Raw genomic sequence first — 15,981 nt, forward strand, 5'->3', positions numbered from 1 at the left:
AGGGGGTCGGAGCACCGACCCCCCAAAGCAACGCTGCCAGGGCAGGATCCAGCCGGCCCGCCCCGCGAACACCCCGCCTCCCTTCACCCCAAAACCTGACAACCCAGGAACAAAAGCCCCCGGAACACCCAGCCGCGAGGCAGCCGGCCGACCCTGGCCGGCACCAGCCAAAACTGGGGGGGTGGACCGCCACCCCCCCCCCAGCCGAAACGACACCCACACACCAGGAACAGCCAAGGCAGGGAAACCGAAGCACCCCCCAGTGAGCAACCACCACCACGCTGGCCGACTCCCTTACAACGAGCCCCCGCCCAAACCGGAATGCGGCCCAGGGCAGACACCCCAGGACAGCCGGCCAATCAGTCCACAGCGAGGCAGCAGCGACCCAGGGCAGCCGGCCGGAGACTAATCTCCGGCCGCGCGCCGCCGGCCCCTGAAACCCCGCGTCCCTCCACCCCAAAACCTGACAACCCACGCCAGGGAAAACAAAACCGTGTCCTGCTGCGGGCACCCCGCCTCATGGGGTTTTCTAGGACCAATGAAAGGTCGATTCCATCGGAAGTAAAAGGACCAACAGACGTACTGGAACCACCAGCACCACTAGTACCCCCAGGCTGGGCACCGCAAACCGCCGCGTTACAAATCCCGGAAATAACGGTCTTACCCACTTGCGAGCGCAGACCCCCCCAACCAGGCCATGACACTCCTGCGACGTGTCCGCACACAGAGGAAGTAGTCCCCCGGCTGCTGAAAACTCGGTGTCCCTTTGGCCTTTACCCTGACAACCCGCGCCGGGGTAACCAGAGAAACCAAGTCTGCTGAACCGGGCGGGAGCAAAAACTATATGTGAGATTGGTCACTCTCGTCCTCTTTTTGGCCCAAACGGTCACCTATATCCATGACGGAGAAGAAACACGGCGCTGCCAGCAACCGCCGTCGCCAGCCGGCCTACGCATGGAGCCATGTAACCCATCGCACGGTGGCCGACCGACACCTCCGATCTTCCACGCAAGGATCCCACTGCCCATGAAACGTCCCGGTAAGAACGCCGACATTCTTGGCGTCCCACACAAGTCCCGCAAGCAGAAAGAGGATCGAAAGATGCAGACCAAAACCCCCCGGAAAAGCCGTTCCAAACTCTCCTCGGTCCTGGCCTATGTCTTCGCTGGGTTCTTCGTGATCCTCGGAAACATTGCTGACACCATTGCCCTCATGGAATGGGTCCTCGCGCAGGACTGGACGGCGCTCATCGCCTGGTTCTGGTCCAACTTGCCGTGGTTGTAGCCCGGCCCCCAGCGGAACGATCCCCAGCTCCAGAGCCTAAAATGTTCCGGTGATACTAACTGGCACCATCTCGACCGCAGACAACCAACGAGACCACATCAGTGCTGAGGGAAACACCTACGATGAAGCACGGGCAGCCCTAGATGCCCTGCTTACTGAGGGTCAGCGTCTCATCGTTATCCGCACCGACAGGTAACCCACGCTGACCATCCGTTGCCGCTGAGCTATGGATGGTAGCCAATAACCAGGGAAAGCTTTTATGGATTAGTTGTTCCCGCTCAGGGTCAAGGTTCCCCAGTCGCTTGCAGTGCCGCTGGCGAGTTACCCAAACGGACAAGACTTTTTCCAGCGGGTATTCAGCCGTTTTGTACTGCGGGATCCGGCCGTATTGCCTAAGGAAAGCATCCAGCTCCCGTACCCGTTGCGTCCATAGCGCATCTTCCCGTTCTTTCTTCGGTGGCGTCAGCCAGCCAGGTAAGTGCTCATCCAGGAAGGACTTTCTAACAGTGGGAAGTTTGCCCGCTCGATATTGCTTCCGCTGATACTGCAAGAAGCTGTACAGCTGCTGCTCGCCGTCGAGATAACCGCGGGGAAATCTGCCGTGCTCACGCCTGAATCTAGAAACTTCGCCGGCGCGTTCCATCCACGGGATTTTTGGTGTCGGTTTCTTCAGTCCTCCGGGTGGCAGCTTCGGATGGTCGTGAAGCATCAGGCGTTGTCCGAAGCGCTCGGGCTTGTACGAAACCCGTGCATGGATGTGTTCGTAAACCTTTCGATACGGCACCCTGCACACTATGGCGATGCGTCGAGGATCCAACCCCTTAGTCCACATGTAAAACCACTCTTCACGGGACCAATGCTGCGGGGCAACGAAATCTATAACATTGTCGTGTTCCAGGGTTGCTGAGCGAGACATAGCCAACAGCCAATCAAATTGCCCAAGCATTCACCACGGTAAATGATGGCTGGGGATAATCACCGGAACCATCTCCAGCGCAGAGCATAAGTACGACTTCGTTAGTGCAGAGGGCTCCACCTATGAGGAGGCTAAGACAGCTCCGAGCCCTTGTGGCCTCGCTCTACCGCCACGGTCGTATGAGGTATCCCGTGGCCTTATCGCGTGGGCTGAGGGCAAATATGAGGGCTGCGTAGGCAATGGCGGAAGGGATGGTGATTGCCAGCCAGATGAGGACTTCATTCATGGAGGTGATTCCTTTCTCTGCCTGGCGGGGCTCCAGAGCGGGGTAGTCCAGGCATTCAGCGGGCAGGGAACAAGCTTTTATTCGTCTGACAAAACGCTGCGGGCATGCTCGTATTTTGCTGCAAGTCTCTGCCGTGTTGCTGGGTCGAGCCGGGCTGTACGAGTTGGGTCGGTGTTATCGTCCAGATCGGCCTGCTTGACTACTCGTGCGATGCGGTTGGACCGGACTCGCCTGTAGTAGGTATCGCGGTCCTCATCGGCGCGTTTCGTCATTGCATCGACGGCGGCCACAACATCGGCAGGGAACTGCTGGGCCAGATCCCCCAGGCTCACTTGGGTGTCCTCTACAACGTCGTGCAGCCACGCGACGGTCTGTGCCTTTTCCAGGTCTTCGCCGGCGGCGTGCTGGGCGACGTGGCCGGCCACTCGTTCTGGGTGTCCGATATACGGGGCGCCGGTTTTATCCACTTGGCCCTGGTGCGCCCGGGTGGCAACTTCTTTGGCTTGGGAAACCAGATCATGCATGGCCGGCCTCGCTTTCTACTGTGGAGGTTGCTGCCTTCTGAGGTGTCCCTACGTTGTTTTTCCTGACAGCGCGTGCCTGGACCAGGGGTGTCTGCTGGTCACCGGTGATTCGCATTTCCAACCCATCCAGACCGAGCGGCTGCTGTCGGCGTGACCAGTCGCTGACGAGTTGACGCGGGGCGCTGCCGGCTCCGGCGGGATACCGCGCGAGGGTACGCCACCGGTTCGACCTGGCAGACCTCCGCAGCAGCTCGGCCAGTCCTGGGGCGCTCATCGGCTTCATTCTGGTCTGTGCCTGGGATAAACCCATTTCAGCATTGGTGCGCTGTTCGGCCGGTTGCTGCGCCCGGTAACGGGCCAGGATCCGCTGGGAGACGGCGCGCCGCTCATCGAACGGGGTCACCTGACTGATCAGTTCGGCCGCTTCGTCTGCGCTGATGGGCTCGTAAGTGCCGCCCTCATCGCTAAACAGGAAGTCGTTTTCGAGTTCAGGCGCGCGGTGCCACAGTCCAGTGTTAGGCACCCAGCGCAGCAGAAAGTCCGCTTCTGTGTCCTCAGCAACCACTACGACAGTCCCGGGGGCTTGCTCCTGGGCATGGACCCTAAAGAACTTGATCACCGGATGGCCTCCTTTCGCCTTGCCTTCAACTAACTATATCGCTTTTTGCTGACAAGCACACTACCTAGCTTATCCAGCTCGTCCAGGCCGGCCGGGGCGGGTAGGTCGTCATAGAGGGCTTTGTTCTCCTCTACGGCTTTGCGGCGTTCGGACAGCGGGCGGCTGTTGTCACGGGAGATTTCATAGAGTTCATGGGCACGGTCTTTGAGCTTCTGAGAGCGGGCGGACTGTATTTGCAGCTCGGCAACCTGTCCGTCGTCGTGACGCACCAGCAGGTGAAGTCCCTTGTAAGGGTTTCCTGACACGTAGGACTGTTCAGCTTCAATTACGTGCCAGCCGCGTTCCTCCAGATCAGCAACAGCAGACCTGGCTGCTGGGACGATCTGATCGTGTTCCTCCGATAGGACCGTATATCGGGTTACATCCGTGATGCCGGCAGCAGTTTCCTCCGGGCTGGCCTGTTTTCCCTGAGCTTCGGCCGCTTCCATTTTGGCGCCTATTTTGCGGGCCAGGGATCCCGGAGATTTGATGCGGAAATCAGCTCCGTGTAGCTGTGCGCCAGCGGCAGCAGCAGCGGATCCCATATCTGTGTAGGTGCGCCCGTCGTGATTTGCGGCTGCTTCCACGGTTTCCAGGGCAGTGCAGACTTCGGCCCTGTCGTGCTTGGTCCACAGAGGCTTTAGGTCTTCGTTGGCCCAGTCAAGGCTAGGGGCTCCGCTGGTGGAGGGTGCGAGGTCGGCAGCGCTCAGTTTCTCCAGTCGGCGGGAGTTAGCGCAGCGGCGTTCCCCGTCTGCTTTAGATCGACACATGAGGGGAAGCCTAGTGTCCCTTGCTTATCTTCGCTGACATTCCCAAGAGCGTGTGTCCGGGATCCGGCAAGTCGCAATAATACTCATCCTGGTGCATGTGGGGGCGACTCCTAACCCTTTGAAACAATTAAGAGCAATTGCAAAGCGTTGGCCATATTTGAAATCCGCGTGTTTGCAGCGGCTCCCCTTTCTGTTAGTAGGCTGTCGCGCATGAATATTTCGCTCACCCCAGATTCCGCAGGGGTCTACGCCCAGATTTTCGCTACCCTTTTGATTGCGTTGGCTGTGGAGCGATTTGAGCCGATACCCAAAGACGCACCGCGCATCCTCCTGATATTCGATTCCACCTCTCGGGCATTGCGAGCCGTAGCTGTCCTCGCCACAGCAGTAGCTCTGGGAACTCTCTTCCCGGTTATCGGCGGGGCAGAAGCAGACGGCTTTAGTATTTTTTTGGTTTACGTTGCCATTTACGTTTCTTCCTTGGCCATCTCGTCCTGGGCCGGTGCAAGAATCGCCTCGATGCTCGTGGACACCAGGGTTTAGCACTCCGCGTCATTACATCCAGTACTGGGTGCCAGACCCCGCGGCCGGGCTGCCCCCGCCTTGAAATCCGATATTCTTGGGCCGGCGTGGCGGTTTGGTCGCTGCCGCGTCCCCGCTAAGTCTGCGTCAGTGAGTGATGGGTTTTTCTCGCGATTTTCCTTCTCACCAACTGCCGGAGCTTGCGGCCTGAAGGCCCCCTCTGATTCCAGTGGGGGCCTTCGGTGTTTTGCTCTGCCACAGGTTTGCTGTGCCAGTGAGAAACATTCGCCTGGGCCTGTCACTACGCCGAACCAGGACGCGGGGTGGCTCTCTGTTCCAGCTGCTGCGGACTGGTGAGAGCGTCCCCCCTGAAGATGCTGGCAACTCGGCAAAGCAGAAATAGCTGCTCCCTCAAACTGCCAGTGGGATTGTAGATCCGGTGGCGCGCAGGCCGGCTTGATCAGGATGGCCGCCGGCAGCTGCTCCTCGACCATTACCAATGGTTCTCCAACCTCTCGGTCGCCGGCTCCCCCTGGTCCAAAAATACTTCCATTGGATCTATTAGTTCCATTGGAAGCCTTGTTCGATTTGGTGCATGAGTTGTGGAACTCAGCAGCAGTGAGCACGGTCCGACACCACGCGACAAGGGTGCTCGCATCCCGCGCACAAGTCAGATCCTTGCCTTTCGCCCCCGGTCGTTTCGTCCTGGGCCGCCGGCTGTCGGGGTAACTAATTCACAGCTTCCCAACCGGCAGCCCAGGGTGGCGGCCGAAAGGTGCCAGCGGTCTCCGTGGATGCTCTGGAGCTTGCCGGGCCGGTTGGGAGTGCTGCCTAAATTGCTGCGAGCTACCCCCACTCGGGAGTGGTGTTGGCGGCACCGGTGAAACAGGGCAGCCAGGAGTCTTGTCTCCTTGCTACGGGTCTCCTGGATGAAGGCTTGAAGTTCTCAGCTAAGCCGGCTCTCCAGCGTCAGGCGCATCGGGTGGGAGACCGTCCTGTGCAGACACTATTTCGACGGCCGCCGGCAGCTGTGGGGGAACTATTCAGCCCCCCCCTGGGCTGTGCAGCTCGGACGGTATCCGGGATACCGTGCGACGTTCCCTGATGGGTTGAAGGCCAGGCGTTCCTGCCAGGGTTAGGCCGGGGCTCTGGTCTGCGCCAACGGCTGCCCGCTTCCTCCCACGGACCCCCAAGCCAGGGTCAGACAGCCCTGGCAGCATTTCATCTTGTCCCCACTACTGCTGATAGGGATGGCGGGGCCGGCGGAGTCAGCGGAAGTGTTGATGGCTTTACTTCCAAGAGGGTCAAGCCTGCGCCTCCTGGGGAAGGGTCGGCCGACACGCGGAAAATGAGGCCCCGATTTTTCTCGGTGTGCTACGCTCGGGGTAGTCTGAACTCGCGAAGCGAGGAGCTAAGCGGACCCGAGCGGACACCTCCAAAACCCTTAATGTACATGCCAGATCTGGCCTTATGTACATGGTTTTTAGCCCCCGATGTACATGCTTCTGCTGGGTACGTTACTTCCACTGGGTGCGGTGGAGACATTGGATCCGGCGTTGCTTTTGATGCTTTCGGAAGCACCTGGCAGGCCCTGGGCGTGGGGCATTTTTCAATCCACCCTCCCTCCTCTTGGAGGAGCGGTGGTCCGAGCTGGGCCTGTTCCTGGTTTGTGTTGGACTGTCCTAAATTCTGATTAACGACACTAGCCGGCGACCCGTTTGCGGAGTCATGTGGAGCGGTGCTTTGCCGATCATCTGCGAGGGTCAATGGGCGGGCCGGGGGCACCCATCTGCCCCCCCGGGGGCTTCATTCTTTGGCTGCCGGGCGGGGTCGGTCAGCTTACTTTTGGGTGCCGCGGGGGATCCTTGCCAGCCCTTGCCTGCCCTCGGTCAGGCCCCGTGCAGTGTCGTCCAATTGGGAGGGGAGGGCTGGGTTGGTCTACCCCTTTGAGCAATCTCTTGGGAGGAACGCTGAACTGATCGGAACAGCTTGTTTCGTTCCGACCGGTATTCGATCCGTGGGTGCTGGATCCGGCAAGTGGGCGCCGGCTTTCATGAGGTTCCGTGCTGCTGCCGCTCACTCATCCCCGCCGGCAGCCGAATCGACTCCCGGCAATTTTGTCTTGTCCCCTCGGGTGGCTCTGCCGCTGTCGCGTAGAGGCTCCCCCTGGCCGCCGGGCTGGCCAAGACGTGCCAGTTCTGGATCCAACCATTTAGAGGGGGGCGGGACCGACCCGCGGGCCGGCCCCGTTCCCTGCAACCTGTACTTCCATTGGAAGTATTACTACCTTCTGGCAGCGGCCACCAGCTACTTACTGCGGACGTTGCTTGCCGGCTTTCCGGGGATCCGTTGCACCCTTGTTTTTCTTCTGCCGGGTCTGTGCGTATGCCTGAACTTCGAGGCGGGCGTACCGGCGTTCGTTGATGGCAGGGCGAGGAAAGATCACGGACTGGCGCATGAGTTTGCGGACGGAATCAGGTTGAATCTGGAGAGCTTCGGCGGTCTGGCCTGCGTCGTAAGTTGCCAGCTCCACTATCTCTCCCAGGGCTCCGCTGGCTGTTATCTGTGCTGCCAGTTCGTCCTCGGTGTTCGTGGATTCCAGGGCTTCGCGCAGTTTGGCGCGCAACCCGGGGGAGTGCTTATCGGCAGGTCTCATCGTCCGCTGCCTGCCCGTCCCCAGCGGCGCCGTCCGCTGGCTTCCTGTTCCTGCCGCTCCACCTTGGTGCGGGATGCGTCGAAACTAGTTTGTTCCATCTGCACTACCTTGAAACCTGCCAGTGATTCCGGCGCTGAGGATCCCGGCTTGGAACCGGCACCCTGTAATTGATCGTCTACCCAGCTCTCCATATTTCCGCCGTGCACAGTACGAACGTCAGTAAGAACATCGGAGGCGTGATAACCGGATTTGGAACCAATATTTACTATCCGGCGCTCTCCGTGTTCATCTTCCAAAACAACCCGAACTTTCACCCGCTTATCTTTTCGTGCCTGCGATTTGGAGACACGGCGCAGCTCATCCCTGACGCTTTCCCAACCTTTTTTACGTCCCTGCGAGCGCGAGGTTTTGGGCATATCAGTAATGGCTATTCTGTTTCCGCCTGCGAGGTTTTGTACTTCGTGGCGGAACCGTCCTCTTTTTACAGGTTGTGCTCGTAGTCCTTTGGTATCGACGGGGGCGACTGATTTTGTGTCGGCTCCTCGTTTTGCTCGGACGGGTGCCAGCTGTCCGTCTTTTCGCCGGCGGCGGGGTGTGAGGTGTTTTACCTGACCGTCTTCGTAGAGTTCGGTAAGCGATTGGCGGAAGCTTTCGCCGGCGGCTTCCCCTTTGGCCAGTTTGCGGATCATTTTTTCTGATCGTCCCAGCTGCTGGCCCATTTCTGCCCAGGTGAGTCCGTAGGCATCTTTGGAGCGCTGCACCAGCTCCTGGATGCTCAGTCTGTCGTTGTCTGTTGGCACTGGATTATTCCTCCTCGGCGTAGGCTGCTGCGTCGTCGTTCTGATAGGTGAACTCGAAGTCGAAGGTGGCTTGATCCATCAGCAGCTCGGGGGTGACGTTCACCCCTGCTTTGTTGGCCTGGTCGCGGAGTTTGTCCCGTTCGGATCTGGTTACGGGAGTTTTGATTGGTCCGGGCAGGTATCCCTGGAGGCGGAGCCGGCCGGCTTTCCCGTCGTCGGCGCCTCCCTGGTCGGTGGGCAGGGACCAGCGGGGGAGGTGGGAGGTATAAACGGCATCACCGTTGATTCCCAGGATGGAGTTAGCCGGCAGAGTGAGTGCACCGCATTCCTGGCCGTTGGTGACGTTGTGCAGCACCTTCGCCCGGCCGCGGCCCCATACCTGCACGGCGAACTCGGGGCGGTAGTACAGCTGTTGTTGTGCCGTCATTTTCTGAGGCACCAAATAGGTGTACGCCTGCCCCTGGCGCACAACACTGTCGGCGTATTCCGGCGGGATGGCCTTGGGGTCATAAGTGACCTTTGTTGAACCGCGGCCGCGAGAAGCAAACTTACCGATGGACTGGATGAGGATGGCCCGCAGCGCGCCACCGAGTGCTGTCTTAAGTCCTTGGGGAAGCTCAGGATCCTCTGCAACCATCTGGCGGGCCTCGGTAAGTTTCTTCGCCCAGGTGTCCAGGGGCTTTGATTCCGTCATGGTCCGCCTGGCCACAGCATCACCCTCACGGAAACGCTTTCGTTCAGCCGGCATCTTGTCGTTGAACAGAACAGCCTCCAGCGGGTCCACCAGCCAGCCGAATTTTTGAGCAACAAAGATCTCTGCCCCGTCGCACCAGGTCTCTCCTGTTGCTCCGGGCCGGTTGGGGTAATACCAGCCCTGCCTGGCGTTGTGGTGCTGCACTCCGAAGATCCCGACGTTCCGCCAGCCCGGGGGAACGGTAAACCTGATCCGGTAGCGTGCCCGCGCATAGGGCTTTTCGAGCAGCAGATCCGCAGCCTCGGAACGTTTGAGTCTGATGCCTGGACCAATACCGAGCCGGTTGCACAGTGAAGCGTACATAAACCGACCGTCGATGTAGGCGAACCCATCAAGTTTGGGCAGCACGTTTGGATCCACCAGGGGCAACACGTCCTCGTGCCGATCCATCGACGGTCCTGCCACGGTGTGCTCCAGGTGGTGCTGTCCGCTCGTGGCGTGCAGTTCCTCAGCAATATCGTCTGTGCAGGGAAGCAGTTCGATCTGTTTGGGCAAGGCAGCGGCCCACAAATTCATTCCCGTGGCAGCCGGGGTTTTCATCAGGACGGTGGACATTCCCTCAGGCAGATAGCTGCGGAAGCGGTTCGCCAGGATCTGCTCCAGCACCATAAATGCCTCGCGCGCCTGGGGCGGGGTCAAGGCTGCGGATCCGAACCATTCGGCTGCCGTTCGTACCTCTATGTACTTGCGGGTGTTCCTATGCTCGAAACGGCCGGTGGGGGGAGTGCCCAGCCAGTGGCCCACGGATTCCCAGGCTCCGGTACGGACAAGTAGCCAGTGACGGCTTTTTGCGTCCTCTCCGGGTGCCAAGTCGCCGGGCTCGACCTTGGGCACCTTGCCGGTAAAAATGATCGTCGCCGCTTCCTGAGTCTGATTGGCGAGCGCGGCAACGGTTTCCAGTTTGTCCTCCAGCGTGGGGTTTTTACGCCCTGGGCTCACGCGGGAAGTGAAGGTGGCACCGCTGTCAGTGACCCCGCGCCCGGTCTGGAAATCCATGTAGAACGTCTCGATGCGCTTGGGGCTGTACGGCCTTGGTCTTGTACTCACGGGCGCCCTTCCTTGGTTATGTCGCTTCGTCACTACTCTACAGGTAATGACGTTCCGTCACCACCCTTTGGTCGGCGCGCCGCCTCTTTGGGGTGGCCCCTGCTCATAGGGCTTCTACTGACCCCTTTGGAAGTATTGGAACCATTGGAAGCAAAATTACCAACGCTCGTGGATCACTGTAACCACGCGGTTTTTTTGGACGCGACACGATTACTTCTAATGGAACTATTGACTCTTTTGGAAGTATTAGAGGTACTGTGACTGCCAGAACAACTACGACGGAGGGCAGCACCGTGACGACAACCATCGCCATTGCAAACCAAAAAGGAGGGGTGGGTAAAACCACCACCACCTACCACCTGGCCCGCGCCGCCCACAGCCAGGGCCTAAAGACCCTGGTAATCGACATGGATCCCCAGGGCAACCTGTCCTCAGCGCTCGCGGAAGAACGGCTGCCGGAAAATATTGCCGGCGCTGCTGATGCGCTGACCAAGCGGACAAATCAGACTCTGACGCTTGAACAGGTCACCATCGGCACTATCTGGGACCAGGTGAACCTGGTTCCAACCGTGGGTGATGTGTTGGCCGATGTACGCGACGAGATTGCCGCTGCCAAAGTAGGCCGGGAGTTCCGACTCCGGCAGGTACTGGAACAGCTGCCCGCCGGCTATGACCTGATCCTCATTGACTGCGCTCCGAGCCTGGATGTGCTGACTATCAACGCCTTCACAGCGGCCGATCACGTCCTGATCATCACCCACGCAGCGCAGTGGTCCTCCAACGGACTTGCCCGGCTGCTGGGCACTATCAAGGACATTGCTCACTACTACAATCCCGAGCTGACCGTGGCCGGTGTCGTGATCAACCAGTACGAAAAGAACACCCTTTCCGGCGCCCAGTGGCGTATGGAAATTGAAAAAGAGGTCACGGATCGCGGCCTGCGTGTGCTGCAACCGCCGATGCCCAAGCGTGTCTTTATCAAAGATTCCGCTGAGGCTGCTGTCGGGCTCGATGAGTGGCCAGATACCCAGGCACCCGAGATTCACCGCCTCTACGTGCAGTACCTGAAAACCATCACCAGCTGACCTGGCATTCCCTCCCGCACCCCCCCATCACGATCACGGAGATTCACCCAATGACACCTCGCCCCGCAGCCCGCCCCTCCAGCCTCGCTGGACGGTCCCCCGTAAAGCCAGTGGAGAGCCCTGAGAGTCGCGTAGAGCCCAATGTGGCCACTGAGACCCCGGAAGCCCCTGAGGCAGCCCCACAGGCTACCGCTAAGCCTGTTGGCGGGAGTCCAAAAGATGATGAAGCAAAGAAGGTCGGTTTCTACATGAAACCCACCGATCAGATCAGGGCTAAGAGAGCGCACACTACGACGATCATTCACACCGGGCTGAGTTCCTGGACCGCCTACGTCAACGAGGCAGTGATGGCCTACACCAAGCAGCTTGAAGCGAAGTACAACGACTCAAAACCGTTCTAAGCAAAACCCAACTCATGGATCTGTGTTTGAAGTTCTGGACCACAGCCAGGTGAGTGCAATGGACAGTGGCAGCAGGCACAGAGATGAGTTGCCCAGGTGATCATCTGCTGAGTTGCCTGGGTGATCAGTAAATCCTTGAAGCCCAGCGAGATGAGTTTTACGAACGCTTCCCCTGGTAACTGGTCACCTTAAGGTGACCAGGTGTTAAAGGTGGTTACAGGAGAGTTACAGGGGACTGTGGTGAATCAGCCGAAAATCCGCGCCACTACTGGGATGCAGGCCCCTAATCGGATTGAGGGGCGCGACTAAAGTACGGACTTCCGCGACTAAAGTACGGACTTCCGCGACTAAAGTACGGACTCAAACCCAGTTATCCACAGGCTTAAACCCCGTACTTTAGTCGCGCCTCGCCGGGGCATGTGACGTGCACAGCAGTGAGGCATCGGGTATTGTCCGAGGTTGCAGGTAAATAAAAAGAACCCCCACGGAGCGCGAACTCCTGGGGGCGTGGATACTCACATGATTGGGATGGAGCATCACCAATGAATAATACCGCCAGCGGGCTGGCTGAGGCCCAAAAGTCCTCTGCCGACAGCCCCGGGTCTAAGCGCAAGCCTCTGATCACCAGGCGACAAGCAGCCATCACCACCGCCGCCGCTGAACTGGAAAAACGTTCCGTCCAGAGCCAGCCCAAGGCACTCGTTCCCTGGTTCATGGCCATCCTGTCCATGCCGTACAAAGATCCTGGAAACGTGCCTGCCTGGGAGCGTGTGAACGGTGATTACAGCATCCAGATAGTGCCAGATGTGGTGGACGGAGTAGCCCGCTACCCTTACGGCAGCATCCCCCGACTGCTGATGATCTGGATGAGCACTCAGGCACGGATTACAGACAGCCCGGTTCTGGACGTGGCCAGCAGCCTAGATGCCTTCGTCAAGGAAATAGGGCTGTCCTCAGGAGGCAAGCAACGCGCGGCCGTCATGGATCAGATGAACAGGCTTTTCGGTGCCGGAGTCAGACTCAAAAGCAACACCGAGCAGGAGCGCGACGGCGGGCCAGTGCGTCGGCTCCAGGGTAAAAACTTCTTCCTGGTGGATTCTTCCGACGTGCTGTTTACCCGGGCGGACACTGATGGCCAACAGCCCCTGTGGGGCTCCACCATCACCCTGTCGGCGTCCTTTTTTGAACAGATCAAAGGGCAGTCATTTCCAGTACTCACTCAGGCCCTCAAAACTTTCAAGACAAGCCCGCTCCAGACGGACATATATCTGTTTCTGGTCTACCGGCTGTTTTCCGTGAAAGCTCCGGTGCGGATCACCTGGCAGCAGCTCAACGCCCAGTTTGGTGCCCAGTATGAGCGTGACAGGGATTTCAAAGCGGCATTCATTAAGAACCTTGCCGAGGTGGCCAAGTTCTATCCCGAGGCGAACTACAAAGTGACTCAGGACTACCTGATTCTCTACCGGTCCAAGCAGCACATACCGAGCAAACCAATCAAGGAAGCCCTGGAGGAAAACTAGGCAACCGAACGGGGCCGCTGCGGGAGTTTATGACTCTCCCGCAGCGGTTCCTTTTATGTGCGCTAGGAGAGCCGCAACCGCCTGGTCAAAAGCATCGGGGTTCACGACGTACAGAACTCGTTGACCGAGCCGGCGACCCTTGCCGTCATGGGTGGCAACAATGCCCTGTTCTTCAAGCTGAATCAGATGATTGTGAACGGTTCGGTGTCCAGTGCCGACAGCCTCGCCTATCTCTCCGCTGCTGGATCCTTCCGGGTGCAGGAAAAGGTGGCGCAGCACTTCGGCCCGCAACGGGTTCAACCCCAGGATCGAGACGGCTTGGGCGGCATCTTCGGGCAGCGGATTCTTGGCTTGAACTAGGCGGGGCACTATCTAAGTTTGACCCATCCAGACACCTGAACACTCGAAGCTACCTAGGTACCGGAGTGTCTTGTCCCCACCTGATCATCCCCAGGGATCCGCTTGTGAGAGATAAGTGGGCAGGGAATTGAGCCTGTGAAGATCCCGCCCCTGCAATAAATGCTGGTCGTTTACCCTTTTTGCCTAGCCAGAGACGTTATTAGCTGACTCATTCAACCTGGAGTTGTCCCGTGCGGATAATGTAGAACGGGTGTATTTACAGCGGCAGGAGGTCGGCGGGTGCGTCTGACCACGGATGAACTCTCGGCATGGGCCGCTCCGCTGTACAACAGTTTTGGCGAAAAACTTACCTGGGCAACGGTGGCCAGAGACGCAGATTTTCGCGGCGTCACCATCAGTATGCAGCGCACCCGCAACGAGGTTGATGCCCAGCTGGTGATCAATGTGGCCCGCAAACGCGGCCTCAATCCCCTGGAGGAGCTGGCGCGGATCCCGCGATGGAAACACCTCACTGCCGCACGCTCCGCACCTTCCCAGATGGAAATTGTTGCCTCACTGAATCCGGGCCACGTTTTTCAAGAGCTTTCAGATCGGCTGCTGATTAGGGCGCCGGCCCACACGGATCTAGGGCCCTGGGACAGTTATCACGCCCGTTTTTCCAGTTGGATCGACGTGGCCGGGCCGGAGAACGCCCGCGACGTTCTCAAATCCGCGTTGCAATTGCGAACCTCCTCCACTCTCAGCGGTAAACTCAACAGCCGTGCCAAGTTCGAGGTGGATGAGGCTATCGACGGGTTTACAGCTCTTGGGATGGATCCCGTCTACGCACTCGTGTTGGCCACCAAGCTGACACCCCGGGAAGTCGGATACGCGGACACGATCCGGGAAGATGCGTTGCTGTCGATTTCAGATGATGACCTTCTTGCCCTGGTCCAAAAGCAGGCACGGTACACAAGCCGTATTCTCGTGGATAACCGGATCGCGGAGGACCATTTGAGGAAATTGCAATGAAGATCACCGATGCGGTGTCCCTGATAACTATTGCGGCCTTGCTGCTTAGTATTTGTCTGCGGATGAGGCCGAAATCGGGAAAGACCTACGCCCCGCTGTTTTGGGTGCAGGTCTCCGGTGTGTGGATGCTGGGCACGTCACTTAGCTGGATCTACCCCACGCTCGATGCCGCCCTTGGCGGGCGGAACTACCTGAACCTGACCTCTCATCTGCTGTTTTTGGGCGCGAGCTGGATTTACACCGTTGTGCTGGCCGAACCCTTTTTTAGGAATCGCCCAAAGCCAGCAACTCTGAGCAACTGGGTACCCATCATTGCCGCGATAGGTGCCACTGGCAGTTTCGTTCTGCTTGACGCTGATACGACCTCGCGCGGCCTGAACGCATTCACCAACGAGCCGGCATGGATCGGCTACTGGGTGTTCAACATAATGACGCTTTGGGTGCCGGCGATCACCCTGGTCCCACTGTTGCTGGGAGTCGTGAAGGAAACCCGGATCCGTTCCCTGATCATCGTTTACTGGGCCATGATCATCGGCTACACAACTTCTGTTGCGGCGATGCTTAGCTACGTCGTCACTTATTTCTACCCAGGATTGATTGTCACCAGGGAGATCCTGGTCCTGATTACAGAATTGGGACTGATGACAGCCCTTATTGCCATCCCGGTGCTATCGCATCAAAAGAGCGCAGAACGTAGCGCCCGCCAGCAGGCCCAGCAGAAAGCCGCTGCCCGCTTCCAGCGCTGAATGGCGGCCGTGACGGACTCTTGCCCACGGCACACACAATGCGGCCGGCACCAGGACGAAAGCTGCGGCCGGATACCCGAGCACGATAGGCGCGCACAGTGCTGTAAATGACGCCGCCAGGGAATGAACGCTGATCTTCAGCCGAAGGTTGATCACTGCCACCACTGCCAGGATCCCGAGCGCGTAGGCAGAAGAAAAGCGCACCTCCCATGATGCCTGGGCAATCCAGGCGAACACGATGCCAACGAGAAAAGAGCCGGCAGACAGGCCGTAGAACAGGTGTCGCTGCTCCCGCCTGACCATGAATTTATCGGTGACTCTCTCGGTGCGGGCCATCCATAAAGCGAGCGCCTGAGGGATCAGGACCAGGAAAAAAAGGAGCCCGCCGGCTATGAGGGCGGGGTGATTCTCGTAGCGCAGCGCCACCACTGCCAGCAGCAGCCCCACCAGGACGAACGGGGACAGCACCTCAGCGACGACGGTGGCAGACTTATCCAACAACTTGTTCATATAAACGCTATATCTCCGGTTTTGCTGATATTGTGAAGGTGTGGTTGTGAGGGCCACTAACACTGAGGTACCGGGGGGTCTGACGTTGAATCGTCTTTCATTAGTTGGCAAACGGGCTGGATATGCAGCCG

17 protein-coding genes are annotated in these 15,981 nt (G+C 58.8%); 7 read left to right on the forward strand and 10 right to left on the reverse strand.

From position 1 onward, the window contains the following. Positions 1-1,026 precede the first annotated feature (1,026 nt). Positions 1,027-1,284: a hypothetical protein gene (locus tag CXR00_RS17445; RefSeq protein ID WP_104056250.1), complete on the forward strand. Its 258-nt coding sequence runs from the start codon at positions 1,027-1,029 to the stop codon at positions 1,282-1,284. A 139-nt stretch (positions 1,285-1,423) separates the two neighbouring features. On the opposite strand, the gene CXR00_RS18135 is transcribed toward CXR00_RS17445, so the two are convergent. The 5 genes from CXR00_RS18135 to CXR00_RS17460 all read right to left on the reverse strand — a co-directional run bounded on the left by CXR00_RS18135 (position 1,424) and on the right by CXR00_RS17460 (position 4,255). Then, a complete protein-coding gene (locus CXR00_RS18135) occupies positions 1,424-2,200 on the reverse strand; it encodes a helicase associated domain-containing protein (protein ID WP_146068828.1) in 777 nt (258 codons plus the stop codon). Between the two features lie 163 nt (positions 2,201-2,363). Then, positions 2,364-2,486, reverse strand: a complete 123-nt coding sequence (locus CXR00_RS18690; protein WP_258060591.1) for a hypothetical protein — start codon at positions 2,484-2,486, stop codon at positions 2,364-2,366. 77 nt (positions 2,487-2,563) lie between these two features. Further along, positions 2,564-3,010, reverse strand: coding sequence for an HD domain-containing protein (locus CXR00_RS17450; protein ID WP_104056252.1), 447 nt, complete (start codon positions 3,008-3,010; stop codon positions 2,564-2,566). After that, on the reverse strand, positions 3,003-3,629 hold the full coding sequence (locus CXR00_RS17455) for a hypothetical protein (protein ID WP_104056254.1): 627 nt from the start codon (positions 3,627-3,629) through the stop codon (positions 3,003-3,005). Before CXR00_RS17455 ends, CXR00_RS17450 begins: the two co-directional genes overlap by 8 nt. 29 nt (positions 3,630-3,658) lie before the next feature. Next, on the reverse strand, positions 3,659-4,255 hold the full coding sequence (locus tag CXR00_RS17460) for a hypothetical protein (RefSeq protein ID WP_181032612.1): 597 nt from the start codon (positions 4,253-4,255) through the stop codon (positions 3,659-3,661). A 393-nt stretch (positions 4,256-4,648) separates the two neighbouring features. Between CXR00_RS17460 and CXR00_RS17465 the strand changes: the two genes are divergently transcribed. Then, positions 4,649-4,981, forward strand: a complete 333-nt coding sequence (locus CXR00_RS17465; RefSeq protein ID WP_104056258.1) for a hypothetical protein — start codon at positions 4,649-4,651, stop codon at positions 4,979-4,981. A gap of 2,290 nt (positions 4,982-7,271) precedes the next feature. On the opposite strand, the gene CXR00_RS17470 is transcribed toward CXR00_RS17465, so the two are convergent. From CXR00_RS17470 to CXR00_RS17480, 3 genes are read right to left on the reverse strand one after another with little or no spacing between them, the layout of a single operon-like run. After that, positions 7,272-7,616: a hypothetical protein gene (locus CXR00_RS17470; protein ID WP_146068537.1), complete on the reverse strand. Its 345-nt coding sequence runs from the start codon at positions 7,614-7,616 to the stop codon at positions 7,272-7,274. Then, on the reverse strand, positions 7,613-8,416 hold the full coding sequence (locus CXR00_RS18140; RefSeq protein ID WP_146068538.1) for a hypothetical protein: 804 nt from the start codon (positions 8,414-8,416) through the stop codon (positions 7,613-7,615). Before CXR00_RS18140 ends, CXR00_RS17470 begins: the two co-directional genes overlap by 4 nt. Before the next feature lie 4 nt (positions 8,417-8,420). Beyond that, positions 8,421-10,217 carry a hypothetical protein gene (locus tag CXR00_RS17480; protein ID WP_181032613.1) on the reverse strand — a complete coding sequence of 599 codons (1,797 nt, stop codon included), beginning with the start codon at positions 10,215-10,217 and terminating at the stop codon, positions 8,421-8,423. Between the two features lie 293 nt (positions 10,218-10,510). Here CXR00_RS17480 and CXR00_RS17485 point away from each other — a divergent pair, with 293 nt between their 5' ends. The 3 genes from CXR00_RS17485 to CXR00_RS17490 all read left to right on the forward strand — a co-directional run bounded on the left by CXR00_RS17485 (position 10,511) and on the right by CXR00_RS17490 (position 13,223). Then, positions 10,511-11,302 (forward strand): ParA family protein, encoded by a 792-nt coding sequence (locus CXR00_RS17485; RefSeq protein ID WP_104056264.1) that lies wholly within the window; start codon positions 10,511-10,513, stop codon positions 11,300-11,302. A gap of 248 nt (positions 11,303-11,550) precedes the next feature. After that, positions 11,551-11,703 (forward strand): hypothetical protein, encoded by a 153-nt coding sequence (locus CXR00_RS18385; protein ID WP_181032614.1) that lies wholly within the window; start codon positions 11,551-11,553, stop codon positions 11,701-11,703. A 542-nt stretch (positions 11,704-12,245) separates the two neighbouring features. Next, a complete protein-coding gene (locus CXR00_RS17490; RefSeq protein WP_104056266.1) occupies positions 12,246-13,223 on the forward strand; it encodes a replication protein RepA in 978 nt (325 codons plus the stop codon). Between the two features lie 27 nt (positions 13,224-13,250). On the opposite strand, the gene CXR00_RS18800 is transcribed toward CXR00_RS17490, so the two are convergent. Then, positions 13,251-13,592 carry a helix-turn-helix transcriptional regulator gene (locus tag CXR00_RS18800; protein WP_219816048.1) on the reverse strand — a complete coding sequence of 114 codons (342 nt, stop codon included), beginning with the start codon at positions 13,590-13,592 and terminating at the stop codon, positions 13,251-13,253. Positions 13,593-13,862: 270 nt separating this feature from the next. Between CXR00_RS18800 and CXR00_RS17500 the strand changes: the two genes are divergently transcribed. Continuing rightward, entirely contained in the window at positions 13,863-14,594 is a 732-nt protein-coding gene (locus tag CXR00_RS17500) for a hypothetical protein (protein ID WP_104056268.1), read from the forward strand. Then, entirely contained in the window at positions 14,591-15,340 is a 750-nt protein-coding gene (locus tag CXR00_RS17505; protein WP_104056270.1) for a hypothetical protein, read from the forward strand. The genes CXR00_RS17500 and CXR00_RS17505 overlap by 4 nt, the downstream gene beginning before the upstream one ends. Here the strand turns inward: CXR00_RS17505 and CXR00_RS18145 are convergent. Then, positions 15,263-15,907 carry a hypothetical protein gene (locus CXR00_RS18145; protein WP_146068704.1) on the reverse strand — a complete coding sequence of 215 codons (645 nt, stop codon included), beginning with the start codon at positions 15,905-15,907 and terminating at the stop codon, positions 15,263-15,265. The genes CXR00_RS17505 and CXR00_RS18145 overlap by 78 nt on opposite strands. Positions 15,908-15,981 lie beyond the last annotated feature (74 nt).

The sequence above is a fragment of the Arthrobacter sp. 9E16 genome, from assembly GCF_002929435.1.
In the GTDB taxonomy this organism is placed as follows: Bacteria; Actinomycetota; Actinomycetes; order Actinomycetales; family Micrococcaceae; genus Arthrobacter_B; species Arthrobacter_B sunyaminii.

What these genes read in the sequence shown, in the direction of transcription:
- CXR00_RS17445 (WP_104056250.1), top strand. Translation starts at nt 1,027, where the DNA reads ATGAAACGTCCCGGTAAGAACGCCGACATTCTTGGCGTCCCACACAAG.
- CXR00_RS18135 (WP_146068828.1), bottom strand. Translation starts at nt 2,200, where the DNA reads ATGTCTCGCTCAGCAACCCTGGAACACGACAATGTTATAGATTTCGTT.
- CXR00_RS18690 (WP_258060591.1), bottom strand. Translation starts at nt 2,486, where the DNA reads ATGAATGAAGTCCTCATCTGGCTGGCAATCACCATCCCTTCCGCCATT.
- CXR00_RS17450 (WP_104056252.1), bottom strand. Translation starts at nt 3,010, where the DNA reads ATGCATGATCTGGTTTCCCAAGCCAAAGAAGTTGCCACCCGGGCGCAC.
- CXR00_RS17465 (WP_104056258.1), top strand. Translation starts at nt 4,649, where the DNA reads ATGAATATTTCGCTCACCCCAGATTCCGCAGGGGTCTACGCCCAGATT.
- CXR00_RS17470 (WP_146068537.1), bottom strand. Translation starts at nt 7,616, where the DNA reads ATGAGACCTGCCGATAAGCACTCCCCCGGGTTGCGCGCCAAACTGCGC.
- CXR00_RS18385 (WP_181032614.1), top strand. Translation starts at nt 11,551, where the DNA reads ATGAAACCCACCGATCAGATCAGGGCTAAGAGAGCGCACACTACGACG.
- CXR00_RS17490 (WP_104056266.1), top strand. Translation starts at nt 12,246, where the DNA reads ATGAATAATACCGCCAGCGGGCTGGCTGAGGCCCAAAAGTCCTCTGCC.
- CXR00_RS17505 (WP_104056270.1), top strand. Translation starts at nt 14,591, where the DNA reads ATGAAGATCACCGATGCGGTGTCCCTGATAACTATTGCGGCCTTGCTG.